Consider the following 20,069-nt stretch of genomic DNA (forward strand, 5'->3'; position numbering starts at 1 on the left):
TTTACATTTTAAATGACTTCTATACGCTCCATAGTAAGTGAATACACATTTTCATACCCTGCTATGCTAAGCTTTTCCTGTAATCGATCCGTATCCTCTTTCAAAGCGTGTACTAACACCGTATGTTCTGGTAATAATGTATTTAACATCTCTTTCACATCTCTTATACTTTGGTGAACTTTATATGGAACTCGCTTCACCCTACATTCTTTACCTACACGTTCTTTCAAAACTTTATCTGCAAAACTCCCTTTCGCAATATGTCCAGTAAATATAATGGCATTTCGTTCTTCATATCGCAGTTGTTCATAATATAACTGCGCTCGTTTCGTTTGCATATTCGCATCACTCATTATAACTATTCCATAACTATTTTGTGTACCAAAGTCATGATCCATAACGATTATGTTTCTTTTTAAACTCTCCATAAGCCCTTCAAGTTCTTCATTATTTTTGATCCAATCTTTATATACGAACATCTCTTGGAATCCATCCAAAATTTCTTGATCTACTATAATGGGAAGTTCTTTATATTTTTCATATAAATACAATACGATATCTTGCGCCCTACCAAGCGGTGGCAATGGCAATAATGCTATTCCTTTCTTTTGCGCAACTCGTTCAATTTCTGTACACAGTTCGTTTATTCGTTCGTGTTGCGAAACATCATCAGTATGATAAGCGGCATCTACGATTGCGACTTTTATATCGCCGCGCAACTTCTCAGGTAAATTAGCTCGTAGTATGTTAGACTCTGCTGAATAATCGCCAGAATAAAATACATATGTATGACTCATGTCCACTAAAAACCAAACAGCCCCCAATACATGCCCACTATACCCCCATTGAAACCGTAATGTAGGTGTAATCTGTATCCATTCATTCGGATTGCAAATCTCATCAATATATACATAATTTAAATCTTTAACATTTTGGTCGTTATAAGGTACATTCCATCCTTGCGAAAGATTGTAGCTTCTCCATTTTTTAAAATAAGCTGGAAGTTGCTCCTTCGTATAACGAGTCGTCCAAATTTTTTTCTTATATCCATACTTCGCTAATAAAGGTAAGCCCATCGTATGATCTTCATGAATATGTGATAAAAATACTGCATCTAAAAACGGTACAACTTCCCTATCTATTTTTGGATAACTATCCTCATATGATCGATTAATACCACAATCAAATACTATTTTTGTCTCTTTATTTTTTACGAAGTAGCAGGAACGACCGTATTCTCCCGCTCCTCCCCATACTTCTATCCTCATCATGCTACCCCTTTTCGTTTTTGCTCCATATGTTGCAGAAGTAATAAACATATTGTTGTAAGTCCAACTGAAACGACAGCCATTGCCATGCCAATAGATACTTCTCCTTGTTCAAATTGAGCAAAAATAAATGTTGCTGACGTTTCTACTGATGGAGGTAGTACGAGAAGCGATGCTACTAACTCTCTTATCGAGATTGTAAATGTCATCGCCCACCCAGCAAGAATGCCCGGGATAATAAGGGGTAATATTATCTTTCTAAAAATATAAATATAATTTCCAAAAAAAATACTTCCAGCCTGTACTAGAGAATCATCAATTTGCACGAGCGATGCTTTTACATACTGCACCGTATAAGGTAAAAAAAGAACGACGTATGTTACGATAACCATGACCGGCGTATTGTAAATTGACATGGGCATATAGGGTGAATTCCAAAATAAAATAAGCCCTACAACCATCACGATTCCTGGTACCATATTCGGTAACATACCGCACATATCAAGCCATTTTTCAGAGGAGTTTTTCCCCTTTCGAATCATAAGCGCCAAAAACACTCCAATAGTAGCAGCAATAATCGCTGTTATAAGTGAAAAAAGAAAACTGTTCCATAAAGCTTCTAATCCTGGAGATCCAATTGTAAATAATGCTTCATAATGGCTCGTTGTAAAGTTATTTACATGTAAGCCGCCGCCTCTTAATTTCGATAATGAAGCAATCAGTATAGAAAAATACGGGATTCCAATTGATACGATTAATAAACCAATTACATAGCCCCATGCTACAATGCGTGTAAATATAGACAAAGTATACCTTTTAGACTTCACACCTTTTCCACTAACCATTGCATATGAATACTTTCGATTCAATACATTTTGCATATACCAAATGAGCATACACGCACTAAGTAATAAAGAAGATAATGCTGTTGCACTACTAAAATCAATCGGCCAACTCGAAATAAATTTATGAATCTCTGATGTTAACACATGAAATCCTATTCTTCGTCCGAATGTAGCTGGTGTTCCAAATTCAGCAATCGTCTTTACGAAAATGAGTAAAGCACCCATTACATAACTTGATACTAATAACGGCAATATTATTTTTCGTAAACGATAGAAAAAGCTCCCACCATGAACTGCTGCCGCTTCTTCTTTACTACTTCCAATTTGAAGTAACGTGTTTTTCAACATAAAGTAAAGAAATGGGAATAAATGCAGACTCATAATTAAAACCATACCTCCTAAACTAAAAAACGAAGATGAAATCGTCTTTAGCATCGGGAAAAACTGTTCGAAATAGCCGTTCGGTTGCATGAACAAAATCCAGCCCATCGATCCGATATATGGCGGTGTCATAAATGGAATCATAAAAATAATATCTAATTTACTATACTTTCCAACATCTGTTTTGCTCATAATAAACGCCAATGGAAATGCAAATACGGTTGCTCCTATTACTACGAGTACACCTAGAAGCATCGAGTTTAGAAAAATACCGGCTAATCCACCACTCTGCATCACTTCAAAAGGCTTTAAAAAATTCCAACTACTATTTTCATATACGCTAGAAAATAAAATGAGGAAAAGCGGAATGACGATTAACATCGCCACAAGTAATAACGCTATCGTCATTCCAACTTGTCTTACTGATACGAATCGATTTACCATGTAATCACCATCTTATTGAAATACTTTCTTAAATTGTTTTCCTATTTCATCTTGTTCTTTCTCAACTGTTTTCCAATCAATATTTAATACTGGAATCTCTTCTACATTTGGTCTATTTTCAGCTTTTATATCTGTTCTGCCTGGTAATAAATACGCTTTAGAAACTTGTTTTTGCACATCATCTGATATTAAATAATCAATAAACTCTTTTGCACCCTCTACATTTTTACTATCCTTCATAATACCTGCTGCACGTGGGCTAATAACTGTTCCGCTTTTTGGATAGACAATATCAACCGGTTCGCCCTTTGCTTTTGCACTGTACGTCATATAATCAACACCCGCAATGACCACATCTTTTGCACCGGTTACAACTGGATCTAACGCTTCTTGATTTGCCCCCGCAACTGTAACTTCATTTTTCTTAAGCTGTTCAAATAAATTCCATCCATCTTTTCCATTCTTTTTCACATATCCTGTCACAAAGTCTAATGCTGAACCTGATAGTGCTGGATCCGGAAGATTCGCTTTTCCTTTCCATTCCCCTTTTGTTATATCGCTCCAATCTTCAGGCGCTGTCTTCACATTTTTTGTGTTATACACAATTCCTAATGCTGAAGCACTATATCCAAAATAATGTCCTTTATCATCTGACCATTCAGAACGAAGCTTATCAGCTTGTTTCGCTTCTTTATAAGCTAACGTTTGCCCATCCTTTTTTAATCCTTCCATCGCTGGTAAAGATGCAAGTACGACTACGTCAACGACTGGATTTTTCTTTTCAGCTTCCATTCTCGCTAAAATCTTACCTGTTGTTCCTTGAAACATTTCTACTTTTATACCTGTTTTCTTTTCAAAGTCCCTTTGTATTTTTTCTGCTAATCCTTTTGGCCCCGCACTATATACAACAATTTTCTTTTCATTCGCATTTTTATTTTTGGCATCTGCACTACCTGTCTTTGAACTACACCCTGTTACTACAGCAGAAAATAATAACGTACATACAAATAAAGATTTAAGCGAACTGAATTTCTTCATACGATTCTCCCCCTATATGATGAATACATTTTTTTGGTACATATAACGATACCGGTTTCCCGATGCTTAGCTTACTATTGTGATAAGCTGTCCATACACCGAGTGTCCCCATATTTACTTTCACTTCATAACGTTCTCCTACATATGTAACGTGCTGAATTTCACCTGTATACATTTCGCACACTTCATTTTTCGTCCAGCTCACATGCTCTGGACGAACCATTTGTTTACCCTCTACAAGCCAATTTGCCTTACCAACAAATTTTGCAACAAATTCATGAGATGGCTTCACATAGATGTCTTCTGGTGTTCCTTTTTGTAATACTTCTCCTTGTTTCATGACAATAATTTGATCTGACATTGACATTGCTTCTGTTTGATCGTGCGTGACATACAAGGCCGTTAAACCGATCGAATGAACGATATCCATAAGCTCTAATCGCATTTCTTCTCGCAAAATTGCATCGAGTGCACTCAGCGGTTCATCAAACAAAATAAAATGCGGTTTTGTTACAATCGCTCTAGCAAATGCGACGCGTTGCTGCTGTCCGCCAGAGAGTTCATGCGGATATCTTTTCTCCATCCCTTGCAGGCGAACTCGCTTTATTGCATCTTCTACTTTTTCCCGTAATTGATTCGTTTGCTTTGTAGCCCTTAAACCAAATGCAACATTTTCAAATACAGTCATATGTGGCCATAAAGCAAAATCTTGAAATACCATACCGATATTACGTTCATGGGGAGATGTTTTTATTTTTTTCGCACCAGAATACATGCACTTATCTCCAAAATATATTTCACCTTTATCTGGCTCTTCAAGTCCTGCGATCATTCTAAGTAAAGTCGTTTTTCCGCATCCCGAAGGTCCTAAAAGTGTAGTGAATTCACCTTGTTTCATGACAATTTGTAACGGTTTTAACGCCTGTGTTTTTCCAAACTTCTTTTCTAATCCATAAATTTTAATATCCATCGTTTCACCTCTTTCCCCTCACTCTTAACCTGCTTTCATTCTATCTGGAAGATTTATACTGAATGTTAATGTACTGTAAAGATTAAATTAAAAAACTTCTAATAAACTATTTATTTCTATAGATTTTTTCTATAGTTAAAATAAAAAAGGAGGCAACTCATAATGAATCTCTTAAAATTAGAAATTGTAGTGCTTATTAAGAAATATAAAAAACTTACGATAGTTGCAGAAAAACTTGGTGTTAAACAACCTACTATTACATTCCATATAAAAAGCTTAGAAGAGGAACTCGGTGTGCCTTTATTTGAATTACGTTCTGGAAGATATTTCTTAACAGAGGCTGGTGAGGCACTGCATCATTATGCTTGTAAAATAGATGCACTTATGAAAGAAGCTAGGCGGGTCACGCAAGAGTTTAAAGATTTTCATAAAGGTGCTATAACAATTGGCGCTAGTTATGTACCAGCGACTTATCTTTTACCAGAAATTATTCACCAATTTCAATGCGAATTCCCAAATATAAAAATAACAATTATGGTAAAAACAGCTCCTGAAATTCGAGTAATGCTACAAAATCATGAAATTGATCTCGGGGTAATTTCTGCGGCACCTTTTGATGAATCACTTTTAAAAGAAACAAAAATAATACCTGATACACTTGTTCTTGCTTTCTCCAAAGAACATCATTTTTCAAAAAAAGAAAATGTATCATTACAAGATATCGAAAAAGAACGTATACTATTGCACCGTAACCCATCTACAACGAGAGATTTACTTACGCAATGGATGTTAGAACATAACATTACGTTCCAATCTGAAATTGAATTAGATTCATTAGAAACGATGAAACAAATTTTAAAATATGGTAATGGAGTTGCTTTTATTTCTAAACTCGCTATTGAACAAGAGGTACACCGAAATGAACTATGCTACATACCCATCCCTGGATTTGAATTTCAACGTAACATTTATACGATTCATCATGAGGACAGGTGGAATTCTAAAATTATTTCTTTTTTACTACATAGCATCACTTCTTATGCAACAAAAAATTAAAAGGCTGTCGTTATACACGACAGCCTTTTAAACTATTACTCTATTTATTTTTCTTTGCTTCAATTTTTTCTTGTGCCTCTTCAGCCTTATCTAATGCTTCTGACACTTTCTTCTCTTTTTCTTTTACATCATCTATACTGTCGACAGCTTTAATGAGTTTATCGATTCCTTCTTCTTCTACTTTTCTCCGTTTTGCCACTCTTTCATTTACTTTCTTTTCCACATCTTTTGCTTTTTGAAGCATATCCTCTGCATTTGATGTTACAGCTTTTTCAAGTGCATCGTCTTTTTTCTTTTGTAGCACTTCATTTGCAATATCTTTCGTTTCTAAATACTTACCATCTTTTAATGCTGTCGCACCACGATCCAATAACTGAGCGACTTCTTTATATGCTTTCGCTTCATTTCCTGTTTTCTCTTTTTCCGCTTTTTCAAACCACATAATTGCATCACTATATTTTTCATTTTTCAATGATTGCATACCTGTTTCAATATACGTGTCATAATTACTGCATCCAGCCATTACGACTAATAGAAAAAGCATAACAAAACTTAATTTTTTCATGATGTTTTCTCCTTTTCTTTGCCTGCTCACTATACTGTAACATACATGAAAAAGAGTTTCAAAAACTAAAATACTAATTTGGTCATTTTTATAATGATAAGTCAAATTTTTATTATTTTCTTATTTTTAAGCCGATACATCTACTTGTTTTTTCGCCATATGTTGCTTTACTCCAACTAATACAACTAACAATAAACCTCCGCCTATCGTCATCATAACAATGCTAGTTGGCAACATATCTAATAATAATCCATATACAATCATACCGAGTGGTGCGATTGCAGTAGCAATTGTTTCAAGTAGGCCAAACACACGCCCTAAGTAGCTCGGATCTGTCGTTTTTTGCATATGTACTTGCATCGGTATATTTACAATCATAATTGCTATACCCGTTAACATCATAAAAGCAATATAGTAAATAAAACTTGCCCCTTTTGAAATGGTAACTACCAATGGGAAGACTGTACATAAACTTAAACCCGTAAACAAAAACAGCCCAGTATAAATAGAACGAAACGGATTATTCACTTCTTTACGCACCGATAAAGCAATCGCACCCATTAGCATCCCGACTGCTAACATTCCCTCTACAGTACCGAGTTGCTTTGAAGATAGATGCAATGTATGGACGATAATATATGGAAGTGCTACGGTTAGCCCACACGCAAAAAAGTTTACCCACAATGCTATTTTCATTAAACCATATATTTCATGCTGTCGTTTTACATATGAAAATCCTTCTTTTATACTCGTCAAGAAACGCTCTTTACTCTCAGCCACTTCTTTTTTGTATAAATCAAATACAATAAATAATTGCACAATCACTGCTAAAAAGAACGTAATACTATTTAACAAAAAGAACGACTTAATGGAAAAGAAACCAAATACAACTCCGCCAATAATCGGCCCTAATATATTTGATAAAGAAGCCGCCGTTTGATTTAAAGCACTCGCTTTCTGAATACGCCCCTCATCTACTAAATTAGGAATAGACGAAGTTAATGCAACAGAATAAAAACTTGCACAAATTGATAACAATGCTGCTGAAACATAAATAAAAAGAAGGGATGGTCCAAATATAGTAGCAAGAATAAACATAATAAGCATCGTTAAACTACTTAATAAATCAGTGCCAATGACAAGCCATTTTCGATTCACACGATCAGCTACAGCACCTGCAATCGGACCACAGATCATCCTTGGTAGTGATCCGCAAACGAGCGTAATAGCAAACCCCATCCCTGAACCAGTTGTCTTTAATACGTATAACCCCATTGCGAATGTATAAATACCTGCCCCTAATAAAGACGTCATCTTTCCAATCATCATCAAAATAATATTTCTCGTTGCAACTTTCATTCTTGAATCATTTTCTCCTATACTTATATCTCCCATAATGACTTTCTCCCCTTAAAAGTTAAATTGTGTTAAACTTATTATATAATCAACTTTCCAATTTTTACAACAAAAAGTTAAATACAATTTAACTTTTTAATGATAAAGGAGCAATAATATGGCAACTCTCGGCGAAAAAATTAAAGCATTACGAAAAAAAAAAAAACTTACACAAACAGAGCTGGCAGGTTCGGAACTGACAAAAAGTATGCTTAGTCAAATTGAAAATGGAAAAGCTACACCTTCCATGAAAACATTACAATATATTGCTGAAAAACTTGAATGTGAAACGAGCTTTTTATTAGAGGAAGACGATGATGAAATTGTAGAACTCATTACAAAAATGGAGCAACTAATAAAGGAAAATAAATGTGATGAAGTATATGGGACTTTACTACCTATCGTTCAAAAAGAGTTACCTTCCACTCTAAATACAGCTCGTTTATATAAACAGTTCCTAACAGGAGCAGCTATTATGAACGATTATAATATTGAATCTTACGTTGAAACCGCTGTTTCTATATTTGAAAAATATACTTTATATCGAGAAAGCACTGAAACGAAACTACTGTTTTACTATATGCTCTACAAACGGAAAAAATATAAAGAATGTTTACAGTTGATTACCAAAATTCGCAATGAATATAAAACGAAGAATTTAGAAATGGATCTTATTACACATATACAATTATATTTAAAAGAAGCAATTATTTTACTCGCATATGGTAATTATGAGAAATGTGAAAAAGTCATTTTAGATGCACTTGCATTTTCAAAAAAACATCAAGTGTATTATAAAACAGATGAATTTTATCGTATTTTATCTTATCAAAAAATCATTACAACTGATAAAGAACGATATTTATATTACATAAAAAAATCTGAGCAATTTGCCATTTTTACAGAAGATACTTTATCAGCTGCAAATATACATATATTAAAAGCTTATTACTATAACACTGTTACGAATGACTATACAATCGCATTGGAACATCTAGAACAATTCCGAGAAAAACTAAAAGATGTACCAATTTTTCAAGACGATGGACTGCATTATCTTGAAAAAGGAAAATCTTTGTATGGCTTAAAACGTTATAAGGACGCTTTGGAAACATTAAAACATGCTACCATACCAGATTATATGAGTCATCCACTTGATCAATCGTGGTTATTAACAGCTGGATCTTATCGTGCTCTTTGCTATATAGAACTTCAAGATAAAAAATCTGCCTTGAAAGAAGCAAAAGAAGCAGTTCAAGCGATAGATGGCTATCCTGATTCCATCTTCTCTTCATTTATTAAAGAAACATTACAAATAATACAAAAACTTTAAAAATGTCTCGAAATGGTATATTATTCCTCCTTTTTTGCAAAGATAATAATGATGGGAGGAATATAAATGAATATACAACGCGCAAAAGAGCTTTCCGAGTCCTCTGAAGAAGCCAATGTCAGTTTTCAAGGCATGCCTGTTATGATTCAACACGTCGATGAAAGCAACGAAACCGCCCGCATATATGAAGTAACAAATCCAAAACGCGAATTAACTGTTCCAGTTAATAGCTTAGAGGAAATATAAAAAATGCCACTTCGATTTTGAAGTGGCATTTTTCTTCCTTTAGATTACTTATTATAAATTTCTTCTATCTTCTATTTTACAGGAGCTGAAAAAATAAGAATTTTCTACTTCTTTTCTTTTTATGACCTGCTAAAATACAAACTATGGATTAATTATTCACACTATACATTAAGGGGGAAAAATAATGGCATCTAATTTAGAAAAAAACAAGTCTTATTATGCAGTTATATTTACTTCTAATTTATCAAATGATACGACAGATTATAGTAGCGTTGCCGACAAAATGGAGGAACTTGCAAAGCAGCAACCTGGATTTTTAGGTGTGGAAAGTGCACGAGATCATTCAGGACTCGGAATTACAATTTCTTATTGGGAATCACTTGAGGCAATTGAAAATTGGAAACAAAACGCCTTACATAAAGAAGCGAAAAAAAGAGGCCGCGAGCAATGGTATGAAAACTTCCACCTGCGCATCTGCCTTGTTGAGAAAGACTTTAAGTTTCATAGAGGTACATTGTAACGATGAAGACAAAATTAGCTCTCGTTGCTGTTCATGAAATATATGGTGTAAACGACCATATGCATCACGTTACCCAACACTTTACTTCATCTCATATAGATGTATTCTGTCCTAATCTTCTACAATCGCAACATGCATTTCATTATAGTGATGAAGAAAAAGCATATCATTTTTTTATGAATCATATTGGATTTGAGGATGGAAAAAAGCAAATTGAAGAATTCATTACTTGTCTTTCTAATAGTTACACACATATTGGACTGATTGGCTTTAGTGTTGGTGCTACCATCTCATGGCTATGCAGTAACAATCCGAAAATAGATTTTATTATCGGATGTTACGGTTCCCGTATACGTGACTATATTCGTATGAAACCAACATGTGCTACCCTACTTATTTTCCCTGAAAAAGAAGCTAGTTTTTCAGTATCCTCTTTAATTCAAACATTGCAACAACAAAACATTCCTTTACTAGAAATACAACAACTACACGGTGAACATGGATTTCTAAATCCGTACACTGAAAAATATAGCGAGAACTCTACAAAACAGGCATACAATGTAATAGATTCATTTCTTGTAAGAACAATCTTATAAAGGAGATTCAAATGACGCTTACATTACTCTTACTTAGTTTCATATTCATCGCCTTTATATTTGCGCTAACTAGCATTTTTATAACTATAAAAAAAGGGGAGCTTTTCAAACGCCCCCACTTACAATCTATTATCGTTTGCATTTTATTTTTTACAAATTGGATCTTATATGTAACAACTTTTTATGGTTTACTTCCCGAGAAAGTTAGCGAGTTCATATTCCTGCCCATTTGGTTTTTTCTTTGTATTTTAGGATGTATCGTTTTCTGGCGCGAATGGAGAAACAATCGTGTGTTCTCAATATGTATTGGTTTTCTTTCCTTTATTAGTTTTTTATTTGGGTTATTGTTGTTAGTTCTTTCGGGGATGTAATTGTTGTAAAGAGGATAACATACCTCTTTACAACAATTTTTTTCGTTCCATGATGAAAGGGATTGTTAAATATAATGCATACGCAATAACCATCCAAATGGTAAATGATATGATTTGCTGTGAGGAGAATTGTGAGAATAGATTAGAAGAATTATATAAGATGTAAGTATCTAAAATTAAACCGATTGCTGTACCGCATATACCTAACTTAATAACTGCATATTTCGTAGTATCTATTTTTTTGTATAACCACATTACAAAGTATAAGGCTATAGCTGTTCCTAATTCAAGAAACGTCAATTGTAGAAAAAATCTACTTGAAGTGTATTCTAATAAAACGGAAGAACCGAAAATAATGAAGAATGCTGAGGCAAAAAACCATATACCAATCGAAAATAAAATAGTGAGCCAAAATCTATTATTCACTGACATTACCTCCCTTTTGTAGCACTGTAAACTTTTCCAAGAGCATATATAAATCACCATATACTTTGTCTGTAGAAAAAGATGGATTGAATAATGCTTGCAATGCCAACCCGTCAATTAATGCATTACATAAAACACTCAATGTTTCAGTTGAAATTTGAGATGTCATTGTATCTCCTATTTTTTTATTTAACACTCCTTTTAATTTTTGATTTTCATAATGTAACAATCCACCAATTTTATCTTTCATCGCATCATTTTGTAATCCACTAGCTACTAATTGAAAGAACAAATGATGATACACTGAATCTTTCACACATCTACTTTCCGCAGACTGTAAAGCCTTCTCTAACTGTACATCCTTTCCTATTTGTCCCCATGACGCTTTACAAAACGATTCAGTTACTTCAAGTAATAATTGATCCTTCGTTTTAAAATGATAATATACGGTACCTTGTGTAACTTGAGCACTTTCTGCAACTGCTTTTAATGTCAACTTTTCCATCCCGTTCTCTGCAATAATTGCTTTTGCTGCTTCTAGTAACTTCTCTTTATTAACAACATTCGGTTTTGCCACTTCTACAATCTCCTTTTAAGTTAGTTGGATAACTAACTTAAATTATACAGAAAAATCAGATAAAATAAAAGAAAGAAAAGCCAACATTCAACTTTTCTTCCTTCTATGTTTACCTTTAGTTTTCACTGTCACTGATTCACAAGGTGTATAATATATTTGAGGTGTCGCCTTATCAACAAACATCATAAACGTGACGAAGCCGATAATAAATAAAATAAACAACGTTAACAAAATTGCTCCTATCGTTAAAAGTATCATAACACCACCCCTATATCTTTCATGTTATTACACCTTTCGCTATTATATGAGCGTAATCCTTTTTAGAAAAAGAAACGTAACAAAATTATCACAATCACTCCCGTTAATACTGTACCTAATAAACTACGAGTATATATCGCAACAAGAAATGTTGGGATTGCTGCGATAAGATAATCCCACTGCATCGTCTCATGCATAAATAGTACTTGTGCTAAAAGTGATGCTAATATCGCAATTGGTATGTAATTTAACCATTTTAAACCCCAGTCTGGAATTTGTAGTTTGCTAAATACGAGTAGAGGTAAAATACGTGGCACGAGTGTCACAGCTCCAGCTGCTAGTAAAAGTAATAGTACGTCTAATCTCATTTCCATTTTTCAATCACAACTCCAATCGTCGCAGCTAGTAATGTGGCGATAATAACCGCTATACTATCTGGCATAAATAAGTGTGAAACGTATGCGATTATAATCGCTACAATTGCAACAGTAAGATGAATTGCTAGTTTCGGTTTACTACTGATGAGCTGAAGTACAAATAATCCGATAAACATCGCTGGTAATGCATAATCCATCCCGTACCTATGCGGATCTGGTATCCATTCACCAAACAGCCCGCCAATAATAGTAGCAAGAATCCAATTTAAATATGCTGTGACATTTAACCCCATCATCCACCTGTCACCTACATATCCTTTTTGCGCTGCATGCTGCACTGCAACGCCGAAAGTTTCATCTGTAATTTGCGAACCGATGATTAAGTTTTTAAATAGAGGAATTTTCGTAAAATACGGCGCAAGCGCTGCACTCATTAATAAATGGCGTAAATTAACAAAAAATACAGTGAAGATAATTGCTGAAGCAGGAGCACCGGCTGCATACATACCGGCTAATATAAATTGGGCAGAACCTGCATAAATTAAAGTGGACATAAACGCAATTTCAATGATGGAAAAACCTGCTGTTTTTGCAATTACACCAGCTGCTATGCCGATGCTCAAATAACCAAATACAGTTGGTAAACAATCTTTTACGCCTTGCTGAAATGTATCATCGCTCTGCAAAGCTACATGTGCCTGAGCTTTACTCATCCGTATCATCCTCCATTCCTTCCATAGTCCGTTTTCCTGTTACGACATGAACTAAATCTATATTTTCACGCCATAACGTATCTAACTTATCAGCTCCAAATTCCTTCGTGATTTCTTCAACCATAATATCGTGCCGCACATACTCTGTAGCAACGAGAACTAAAGCTGGGTCATACGTTGTAACGGCCCATGACGTGCTATCATTTGAGAAGTTCGCAATTAATACTTCCTCTCCATCACGAGCAATAACAGTTAAATGACCACCCATTCTCTTTTCAACAACGTGGGGCGTCATATAATTATGGTGAAACGTCGCGCCTATTTTTGTATTGGGAGCGCCAAATAAGATTGAAAATATATGTACACCTTCCTCTTCCTTTTGACGAATATATGGCTCAATTTCATGCACTTGATCTTCCCATACAGAAATCCATAACTCTTCCTTTGCTCTACTAATTATATTGCATATTTCTTTTAATACACGATCATTTGAACGAATATGCGAAATTACATCTATTTGTCGCTCTTGCTCTAAACAATTTAATTTCTCGTCTAAAAATTCAAAGGACTTCTCAAAATCTTTTCGCATTCGATTCATTAATTCGGTAGCTGGTACTGGTACATATTTCACAGGTTCTGACGGAACGATATGCACCGCTCCTTTATCCATTAATTTACCGAGCACTTCATAAATCATCGAACGAGGTACCCCTGTTTGTTTACTCACTTCATACCCAGTTACTGGGGAATGTTTTAGTAGGCCAATATACGCTTTACATTCGTACTGGGAAAAACCTAACTTTTGTAATTCCTTTATAATTTCATCCATCGATAACCCCTCACAATCTATATAACTTTCACTTCAAAACGCTGCATGGATATTAGTAGTTATTACTATACCTACTAATATAAAAAAACAGACTCATAAAGTCAATTGATAATTCTGAAATTTAAACTAAAAATAAAAAGCCTTCTTATGAAAGGCTTTTTCTACATACTATTCTACTTATTTTAACTGCAAAGCATTTGATAAGTTCTCCCCCAGATGTTCACGTAAAGTAGAACTCTTATACTCTTCTCTAAATACACCGGCCTTCACGAATAAAGGAATAACTTCACTAAAGAATAGATCTAGTGACTTTGGCGGTCCTCCTGGAATAGCAATAAATCCATCTAACGCTCCTGCCTCAAATCTATCCATAATTTGTTTCGCAACGTCTTGCGCTGTACCAACCGCAACCCAATGAGCCGATCCAACAACTTCTGGTCGTTCTAGTATTTGTTCAAGTGTTGGTTCATTTTTAATAATGTAGTTCCGTAATAATTCAGCGTGTGTTTTACTGCGAACAGTTTGATCCCGACTTGGCAGCATCTCTTCCGTAATCTTACTTTCTAGTGGAATTCCTCTAGCATCTAGTCCGAGAACCATTTCAAGTAACGCATATCTCTTTTCTTTTGTGAGATGTTGATGAGCTTGCCTATGCATTTCTAATGCTTCTTCATATGTATCACCTATAAAGAAATATAATCCAGGTAATACGCGTATATCCTCTTGCTTTCGGCCATGCTGTTCGGCTCTTCTTCTTAAATCTTGACGCAGTTCCATTCCTGACTCTACATCTGGCGTTGCAGCAAAAATTGCATCCGCAACAGAAGCAGCAAAATTCCGGCCTGACTCTGAAGCACCTGCTTGAAATAATGGCATTTCCCCTGAAATATGCTGCGGAATATTAAGTGGACCTTTCACTTCAAAATACTCACCACAATGCTCGATTGGCTGTACAATATCTCTAATTACGTCAGCGTTATCTACCTTCAAAACTTCATAAGGGTGGCTCCTCCAAAGTTTTCTTACTAACGCTGTACATTCTGCTGCTTTTGCGTATCGTTCCTCAGATGGTGGCATTCCTTCCTCACCAAAGTTTTCAGCACCGTCAATGGATGTAACAATATTCCACCCTACTCGGCCGTTACTAATCCAGTGTAAAGATTGTAATTGCCTCGCTAATATATATGGTGGATAAAACGAAGTTGAAGCAGTCGTAACGACTCCAATTTTTTCTGTTGCATAAGCAATAGCAGTAAATAGTAACGTCGGATCTAAAATGACATTTCCCTTATTACGAGCAATTAAATCTGGGTGCGCCACTAAATAATCTGCTTTAAAAACAAAATCTAACTTCGATTTTTCTGCTCGTTTCGCTAACTCTACTTGCTCTTCAATTCCCGAATTAAACTCACTTTCTTGCTCTTTCTTTCTAGAAATTAAACATAAACCAATGCACAGTTGTTTTTTTGTAGACATACACACCATCCCCTTGTTTTTAATTTACCTAGTTAAGCAATGTTGCTGTCATTATGAAATTCCATTCTTATGAAAAAACATAAAATGATATTGATAATCATTATCATTTTATGATGTAACTGTAATAAAAGCAATAATAAAAAAAGACTTCCGCTATGGGAAATCTCTTATCTCAATATTTCATTCGCTTCTTTTTCATAAATTTTATCAAATGAAGTCATAACACGTTGTGACGCTGAAATCATTTTTTGATCCGTCATAAGATCAGCCATCTCTTTCGTCATATCTACATTTGAATTTTCTAGCATATGATTTTTTACTGTCCCTGCTCCGTTCGGTAAATCAGCAATGTTTCCTTCTGCTAGTGTAAAGCTTTTGTTCTCTCTCTGTACGAGACGATTATTCGCTTCTGCACCTACTGTTTTTGTTTGCAGGCGGGCAATATTATTTTGTGTTACTGCATCATATAACGTACCGTCTGCTTGTACAGCTACTTTTGCTCCTTCTGGAATACGAATACGTTCATTATTCTCTCCCATTACGAAAGCGCCTGAAGTTGTTTGCAGGTAACGATCACTATTTAATGTAAAACCACCGTCTCTCGTTAAAAACGTTTCATTATTTTTAGATGTAACGAAAAACGAAGCTGTGCCAGCAGTTCCATCATCTAAAAAGAAATCTGTATCACTATTTGTCATTTGTATATTTCCTTGTACTAAGTTCACATGCGTTGCGGCTGGTACTACAGCGTAATCAGTCGAACCGATATTTGTCACAGCCCCATCTCCGCGGCGATATGTGTCTTGTACATCAAACACTTTAGAAGTCATATTTTCTGCTTTAAATCCTGTCGTTTGAGCATTTGCAACGTTATTCGAATGAACATTAATACGCTGCATGTAATTCATCATACCCATAGAACCTATATAAAGACCGTTCATAATCGTTTGAATAAGGCAGTTGCCTTATCCTTCACCTCTCTTCTATGATGTTTGCAACATTTGTTTCGCTAAATGTTCAGCTGTAGCGATATGTATATGTTGCTTCACGTCTTGTCCGTCTGTCATTAATACGATTGGAGCTGATGATACTGCTGGAATTTTTAATAATTCACCACTACTTGCTGTTTCATCAAATTTCGTAAATACGATACCATCAATATGAATATCTTTAAAATTCGTAATGATTTCAATCATATCTTTACTTTTCATCGAAGCTGATAACGTTAAGCAAATATAATCTGGCTCTACTTGTCCCATCGTTTCAATCATTTCTTCTACTGTTTCTGACGCACGATAATTTTTTCCGGCGGTATCAATTAAAATATAATCGACGCGCGCTTCTTCTTTAAAATACGTAAGCGCTCTTGTCATTGCAGCTTCATCACGTACAGCGATTACTTCAAATCCCATTGTTTTTACGTAATCTTGCAGTTGCTGTACTGTTCCAATGCGCGAATGATCTGTCGTAATAAAACCGACCGTTTTTTTCTTACCGTGAAACTGCCATGCCATTTTCGCAAGTGTCGTCGTTTTTCCAACTCCAGTTGGACCGATTAATGCAATTGTTTGCACTTCTTTTTCAAAAACGTTTTCCGTGTTGAAATGGGATCTCATATCTTCCAATATGTATCCGATCACTTCTTCTTCTGTAATCATCGTTGCATTCTCAAACTTCACTTTTAACTTTTCAGCATATGCATGAATGAAGTATTGTTCTACATCGTTTTGCTCTAGCATGCGAATTACTTTTTGAATAATAAACGGTACAGATTCTTGGTTTTCTTTTTTTACAACCACTTCTTCTTTCTTGACCGGAACAACTTTTTTCACAGCTTTTTGCTTTTTCGTTACTTTCGTTTCTTCCGTCTGTTTCACAACGACGATACCTTTTTCAAACAACTTTAATAGTTTCTCTTTCTTTCTCGTCCATTCTTCACTATTTCCTGTTTGCATCGCCGCGTATGACATAGAAGTCGTCACGTTTTCTAAATTGTGCAGTACCGATTGAATTCCATTCGCCTTCACAATTTGTTCTGGAGGATCATTTACAACATCCATTAATTGTTCATGAAATTGAGCTGTTCCTTCATTCACTTCTTCCTGTTTATCCTCCGGAAAAGCAACTAACATTTCATAATTCTTTTTCCAAAAAAACGGGATATTCCGTTTTACACTTTCATCGACAACGTAATAATAATCTGTACCATATTGGTCAAATAACTTTCGATACAATTCATTTTTCGAAGCTGCTTTTATTCGCATTAACGCTTCTTTCTTTTCTGTACTTTCCATTACTTCACCCCCTACTATTCAATATAGGCAATTTGATCTACAACAATTTCCGGTGCTAATTCGCTAATACAAAGTACTTGCGCTTCTACTTGATAACGCTCAAGAAGTCTTACAATCGCAAATCTGAAATCTTTTCTACGCGTTAATAATACTGGTTCTCTTCCCATTAAACGAGCTTGTTTAAAGACACGCTGTATTTGTTCAACAACACGTGTTTCTAAATCTAAATCCCAGTTTAATAAGTAACCTTGGTATGAATTATTTACAACATCCGCATCTAACTCGATTGAATCTGAGAAGAGCGCCGCATAAATTTTACCGTCAGGATTTTTTGCATTTTCACAAATAACTTTTGAAATACATTCACGGACGAATGACGTTACACCGTCAACGTGGTTTTGATAAATTTCTTTTCCGTCAATAATACCTTCGATAATGGTTGGTAAATCACGAATAGAAATTCCTTCTTTTAGAAGTTGTTTAATAACATTTTGAACGAGTGATAAGTCGATTTCTTTTTTCTTAATCTCTTCTAATAAAACACCGTTATCATTTTCAAGCGAGTTAATTAAGTCTTTTACATGTTGACGCTGAATTAACTCATGAAGATTACGTCTAACGACAACATCTAAATGCGTAATTAATATGCTAAGCGGCTCTAATACTTGATAGCCTTTCATTTGTGCATCTTGTACCATATGCTCTAAAATCCAATATCCATCTTCACCGAAAATTGGATCTTTCGCTGGTTCTGCATCTAAATCGGCCATTACATTCGGTGTTTTCAGTGCTAATAAGTAACCTGATTTTAAAACACCTTCTGCTGCCTTCGCCCCTTTAATACGAATAATGTAACGTCCGCGTGGTCTAAAACTCGTATTATCTTTAAAGTTAATGCCAGGAACGTTAATACCAAGGTCAGTAATAATCGACTTCCTCATAAGAACAACTTTATCACGAGCTGTTTCCCCGTTAATCTTCTGCTTTACAAGTGCTGCTAAATCTAAACCGAGTTCTACTATAATTGGATATTTATCTGTAAATACTCCGAATGAATCTTCCACTTGTTGCAGTTGCTCATCTTCGCCTTGAATCATTTCTAATTCTTTTTGAAGCTCGTCTTCTTTTTCTTTCTTTATTCGGTTTTTATTGCGAATTCCTAAGAAAATAATTGTTCCACCAACGAGTGCAAATGGTAGAAATGGTAGCGGAGTAAAAATACCCATTGCTATAAATAAACCACCAAGCGCATATACAACGACTTCATGTGCTAATAATTCTTTAAAGATACCTTCTGTTACTGTATCCGCTGAACCATCAAATACACGTGTTACGATAATACCTGTTGAAATCGCAAGCATTAACGAACCGATTTGGTTTACGATTCCGTCTCCGACAGTTAACTGTGTATAGTGAATAGCTGCGTCAGCAAAGCTCATACCCTGCTGCATCATGCCGACAATTAAACCGAAAATAATGTTTACGAATAAAATGACAATCCCGAAAATAACGTCCCCTTTAATGAACTTCCCGGCACCATCCATCGCTCCGTAAAACTCTGTTTCCATATTTAACTTTTTTCGTTTTGCCTGTGCATCTTTTTCAGTAATAATACGCTGGTTTAAATCAGCATCGATCGACATTTGTTTCCCCGGTAAAGAATCAAGTGTAAAACGAGCTGCAACTTCAGCTGTACGAGACGCACCGTTTGCAACGATAAACTGGAATATGATTAATACTATGAAAATAACGATACCAATTAATAAGTTCCCGCCAATTACGAACTGACCGAACTCTTCAATAACATGCCCCGCATTTCCGTCTGTCAAAATCGCTCGCGTCGTCGATACGTTAATCGATACGCGGAAAATCCCGATTAATAACAACATCGTTGGAAATGACTTTAATTCATCCCACTCGTTAATACTTGTTGCTCGCATATAAATAAGCACTGACATACTTAGTAAAAAAACGATAACGATATCAAGTATAAATGGTGGAAGTGGAATTAAGAGCGCCACTACGAATGACGCTGCTAAAAAGATAGAAAAATAGGTTCTTGCAGAATCTATCTTAAACACAAGAGATCTC

Annotated in this window: 22 protein-coding genes; 6 read left to right on the top strand and 16 right to left on the bottom strand. The window is 35.2% G+C overall.

Annotated features, from left to right (window positions below; translation table 11 throughout):
- Positions 1-8: 8 nt before the first annotated feature.
- Genes MKO96_RS06115 through MKO96_RS06130 form a run of 4 tightly spaced genes read right to left on the bottom strand, consistent with a single transcriptional unit; the run spans position 9 to position 4,946 of the window.
- Entirely contained in the window at positions 9-1,271 is a 1,263-nt protein-coding gene (locus MKO96_RS06115; RefSeq protein WP_240587015.1) for an MBL fold metallo-hydrolase, read from the bottom strand.
- A complete protein-coding gene (locus MKO96_RS06120; RefSeq protein WP_240587016.1) occupies positions 1,268-2,938 on the bottom strand; it encodes an ABC transporter permease in 1,671 nt (556 codons plus the stop codon). Before MKO96_RS06120 ends, MKO96_RS06115 begins: the two co-directional genes overlap by 4 nt.
- A 12-nt stretch (positions 2,939-2,950) precedes the next feature.
- Positions 2,951-3,976 (bottom strand): ABC transporter substrate-binding protein, encoded by a 1,026-nt coding sequence (locus tag MKO96_RS06125; protein ID WP_240587017.1) that lies wholly within the window; start codon positions 3,974-3,976, stop codon positions 2,951-2,953.
- On the bottom strand, positions 3,954-4,946 hold the full coding sequence (locus MKO96_RS06130; RefSeq protein WP_240587018.1) for an ABC transporter ATP-binding protein: 993 nt from the start codon (positions 4,944-4,946) through the stop codon (positions 3,954-3,956). Before MKO96_RS06130 ends, MKO96_RS06125 begins: the two co-directional genes overlap by 23 nt.
- Positions 4,947-5,108: 162 nt before the next feature.
- On the opposite strand from MKO96_RS06130, the gene MKO96_RS06135 reads away from it, so the two are divergent.
- On the top strand, positions 5,109-6,002 hold the full coding sequence (locus MKO96_RS06135; RefSeq protein ID WP_087980077.1) for a LysR family transcriptional regulator: 894 nt from the start codon (positions 5,109-5,111) through the stop codon (positions 6,000-6,002).
- 40 nt (positions 6,003-6,042) lie between these two features.
- On the opposite strand, the gene MKO96_RS06140 is transcribed toward MKO96_RS06135, so the two are convergent.
- Both MKO96_RS06140 and MKO96_RS06145 read right to left on the bottom strand, forming a co-directional pair.
- The gene (locus tag MKO96_RS06140; RefSeq protein ID WP_000736447.1) at positions 6,043-6,567 is read right to left on the bottom strand and encodes a COG3014 family protein; all 525 of its coding nucleotides are present in this window, start codon (positions 6,565-6,567) and stop codon (positions 6,043-6,045) included.
- Positions 6,568-6,693: 126 nt separating this feature from the next.
- Positions 6,694-7,962, bottom strand: coding sequence for an MFS transporter (locus MKO96_RS06145; RefSeq protein WP_240587019.1), 1,269 nt, complete (start codon positions 7,960-7,962; stop codon positions 6,694-6,696).
- A 118-nt stretch (positions 7,963-8,080) separates the two neighbouring features.
- Here MKO96_RS06145 and MKO96_RS06150 point away from each other — a divergent pair, with 118 nt between their 5' ends.
- The 5 genes from MKO96_RS06150 to MKO96_RS06170 all read left to right on the top strand — a co-directional run bounded on the left by MKO96_RS06150 (position 8,081) and on the right by MKO96_RS06170 (position 11,028).
- Positions 8,081-9,295, top strand: coding sequence for a helix-turn-helix domain-containing protein (locus MKO96_RS06150; RefSeq protein ID WP_240587020.1), 1,215 nt, complete (start codon positions 8,081-8,083; stop codon positions 9,293-9,295).
- A 66-nt stretch (positions 9,296-9,361) separates the two neighbouring features.
- On the top strand, positions 9,362-9,541 hold the full coding sequence (locus tag MKO96_RS06155) for an H-type small acid-soluble spore protein (RefSeq protein ID WP_001025736.1): 180 nt from the start codon (positions 9,362-9,364) through the stop codon (positions 9,539-9,541).
- Positions 9,542-9,725: 184 nt separating this feature from the next.
- Complete coding sequence (locus tag MKO96_RS06160) at positions 9,726-10,061, top strand: antibiotic biosynthesis monooxygenase family protein (RefSeq protein WP_087980073.1); 336 nt, start codon at positions 9,726-9,728, stop codon at positions 10,059-10,061.
- Positions 10,062-10,063: 2 nt separating this feature from the next.
- Positions 10,064-10,657, top strand: coding sequence for a dienelactone hydrolase family protein (locus MKO96_RS06165; RefSeq protein WP_240587021.1), 594 nt, complete (start codon positions 10,064-10,066; stop codon positions 10,655-10,657).
- A gap of 11 nt (positions 10,658-10,668) precedes the next feature.
- A complete protein-coding gene (locus MKO96_RS06170; RefSeq protein ID WP_240587022.1) occupies positions 10,669-11,028 on the top strand; it encodes a hypothetical protein in 360 nt (119 codons plus the stop codon).
- A gap of 27 nt (positions 11,029-11,055) precedes the next feature.
- Here the strand turns inward: MKO96_RS06170 and MKO96_RS06175 are convergent, their stop codons facing one another.
- The 10 genes from MKO96_RS06175 to flhA form a co-directional block, all read right to left on the bottom strand.
- Entirely contained in the window at positions 11,056-11,454 is a 399-nt protein-coding gene (locus MKO96_RS06175; RefSeq protein WP_240587023.1) for a DUF5367 family protein, read from the bottom strand.
- A complete protein-coding gene (locus tag MKO96_RS06180) occupies positions 11,447-12,031 on the bottom strand; it encodes a TetR/AcrR family transcriptional regulator (protein WP_240587024.1) in 585 nt (194 codons plus the stop codon). The genes MKO96_RS06175 and MKO96_RS06180 overlap by 8 nt, the downstream gene beginning before the upstream one ends.
- An 87-nt stretch (positions 12,032-12,118) precedes the next feature.
- Positions 12,119-12,289: a DUF3951 domain-containing protein gene (locus MKO96_RS06185; RefSeq protein ID WP_048561248.1), complete on the bottom strand. Its 171-nt coding sequence runs from the start codon at positions 12,287-12,289 to the stop codon at positions 12,119-12,121.
- Positions 12,290-12,351: 62 nt separating this feature from the next.
- Positions 12,352-12,663 (bottom strand): AzlD domain-containing protein, encoded by a 312-nt coding sequence (locus MKO96_RS06190; protein ID WP_000425949.1) that lies wholly within the window; start codon positions 12,661-12,663, stop codon positions 12,352-12,354.
- Positions 12,654-13,379 carry an AzlC family ABC transporter permease gene (locus MKO96_RS06195; protein WP_240587025.1) on the bottom strand — a complete coding sequence of 242 codons (726 nt, stop codon included), beginning with the start codon at positions 13,377-13,379 and terminating at the stop codon, positions 12,654-12,656. The genes MKO96_RS06190 and MKO96_RS06195 overlap by 10 nt, the downstream gene beginning before the upstream one ends.
- Positions 13,372-14,208: a TrmB family transcriptional regulator gene (locus tag MKO96_RS06200; RefSeq protein WP_048561250.1), complete on the bottom strand. Its 837-nt coding sequence runs from the start codon at positions 14,206-14,208 to the stop codon at positions 13,372-13,374. The genes MKO96_RS06195 and MKO96_RS06200 overlap by 8 nt, the downstream gene beginning before the upstream one ends.
- 177 nt (positions 14,209-14,385) lie before the next feature.
- Positions 14,386-15,684 (bottom strand): NtaA/DmoA family FMN-dependent monooxygenase, encoded by a 1,299-nt coding sequence (locus MKO96_RS06205; RefSeq protein ID WP_240587026.1) that lies wholly within the window; start codon positions 15,682-15,684, stop codon positions 14,386-14,388.
- A 167-nt stretch (positions 15,685-15,851) separates the two neighbouring features.
- Positions 15,852-16,625, bottom strand: a complete 774-nt coding sequence (locus tag MKO96_RS06210) for a flagellar basal-body rod protein FlgG (RefSeq protein ID WP_080349757.1) — start codon at positions 16,623-16,625, stop codon at positions 15,852-15,854.
- Between the two features lie 42 nt (positions 16,626-16,667).
- Positions 16,668-17,978, bottom strand: a complete 1,311-nt coding sequence (gene flhF / locus MKO96_RS06215) for a flagellar biosynthesis GTPase FlhF (RefSeq protein WP_240587027.1) — start codon at positions 17,976-17,978, stop codon at positions 16,668-16,670.
- Between the two features lie 14 nt (positions 17,979-17,992).
- Positions 17,993-20,059 carry a flagellar biosynthesis protein FlhA gene (gene flhA, locus MKO96_RS06220; protein ID WP_240587028.1) on the bottom strand — a complete coding sequence of 689 codons (2,067 nt, stop codon included), beginning with the start codon at positions 20,057-20,059 and terminating at the stop codon, positions 17,993-17,995.
- Positions 20,060-20,069: the final 10 nt, after the last annotated feature.

It is taken from the genome of Bacillus sp. ES1-5, assembly GCF_022487605.1.
GTDB classification, from domain to species: Bacteria; Bacillota; Bacilli; order Bacillales; family Bacillaceae_G; genus Bacillus_A; species Bacillus_A wiedmannii.

What these genes read in the sequence shown, in the direction of transcription:
- MKO96_RS06210 (WP_080349757.1), bottom strand. Translation starts at nt 16,625, where the DNA reads ATGAACGGTCTTTATATAGGTTCTATGGGTATGATGAATTACATGCAG.
- MKO96_RS06135 (WP_087980077.1), top strand. Translation starts at nt 5,109, where the DNA reads ATGAATCTCTTAAAATTAGAAATTGTAGTGCTTATTAAGAAATATAAA.
- MKO96_RS06195 (WP_240587025.1), bottom strand. Translation starts at nt 13,379, where the DNA reads ATGAGTAAAGCTCAGGCACATGTAGCTTTGCAGAGCGATGATACATTT.
- MKO96_RS06160 (WP_087980073.1), top strand. Translation starts at nt 9,726, where the DNA reads ATGGCATCTAATTTAGAAAAAAACAAGTCTTATTATGCAGTTATATTT.
- MKO96_RS06155 (WP_001025736.1), top strand. Translation starts at nt 9,362, where the DNA reads ATGAATATACAACGCGCAAAAGAGCTTTCCGAGTCCTCTGAAGAAGCC.
- MKO96_RS06200 (WP_048561250.1), bottom strand. Translation starts at nt 14,208, where the DNA reads ATGGATGAAATTATAAAGGAATTACAAAAGTTAGGTTTTTCCCAGTAC.
- MKO96_RS06205 (WP_240587026.1), bottom strand. Translation starts at nt 15,684, where the DNA reads ATGTCTACAAAAAAACAACTGTGCATTGGTTTATGTTTAATTTCTAGA.
- MKO96_RS06120 (WP_240587016.1), bottom strand. Translation starts at nt 2,938, where the DNA reads ATGGTAAATCGATTCGTATCAGTAAGACAAGTTGGAATGACGATAGCG.
- MKO96_RS06125 (WP_240587017.1), bottom strand. Translation starts at nt 3,976, where the DNA reads ATGAAGAAATTCAGTTCGCTTAAATCTTTATTTGTATGTACGTTATTA.
- MKO96_RS06145 (WP_240587019.1), bottom strand. Translation starts at nt 7,962, where the DNA reads ATGGGAGATATAAGTATAGGAGAAAATGATTCAAGAATGAAAGTTGCA.
- MKO96_RS06170 (WP_240587022.1), top strand. Translation starts at nt 10,669, where the DNA reads ATGACGCTTACATTACTCTTACTTAGTTTCATATTCATCGCCTTTATA.
- MKO96_RS06165 (WP_240587021.1), top strand. Translation starts at nt 10,064, where the DNA reads ATGAAGACAAAATTAGCTCTCGTTGCTGTTCATGAAATATATGGTGTA.
- MKO96_RS06140 (WP_000736447.1), bottom strand. Translation starts at nt 6,567, where the DNA reads ATGAAAAAATTAAGTTTTGTTATGCTTTTTCTATTAGTCGTAATGGCT.
- flhF (WP_240587027.1), bottom strand. Translation starts at nt 17,978, where the DNA reads ATGGAAAGTACAGAAAAGAAAGAAGCGTTAATGCGAATAAAAGCAGCT.
- MKO96_RS06115 (WP_240587015.1), bottom strand. Translation starts at nt 1,271, where the DNA reads ATGATGAGGATAGAAGTATGGGGAGGAGCGGGAGAATACGGTCGTTCC.
- MKO96_RS06185 (WP_048561248.1), bottom strand. Translation starts at nt 12,289, where the DNA reads ATGATACTTTTAACGATAGGAGCAATTTTGTTAACGTTGTTTATTTTA.
- MKO96_RS06150 (WP_240587020.1), top strand. Translation starts at nt 8,081, where the DNA reads ATGGCAACTCTCGGCGAAAAAATTAAAGCATTACGAAAAAAAAAAAAA.
- MKO96_RS06130 (WP_240587018.1), bottom strand. Translation starts at nt 4,946, where the DNA reads ATGGATATTAAAATTTATGGATTAGAAAAGAAGTTTGGAAAAACACAG.
- MKO96_RS06190 (WP_000425949.1), bottom strand. Translation starts at nt 12,663, where the DNA reads ATGGAAATGAGATTAGACGTACTATTACTTTTACTAGCAGCTGGAGCT.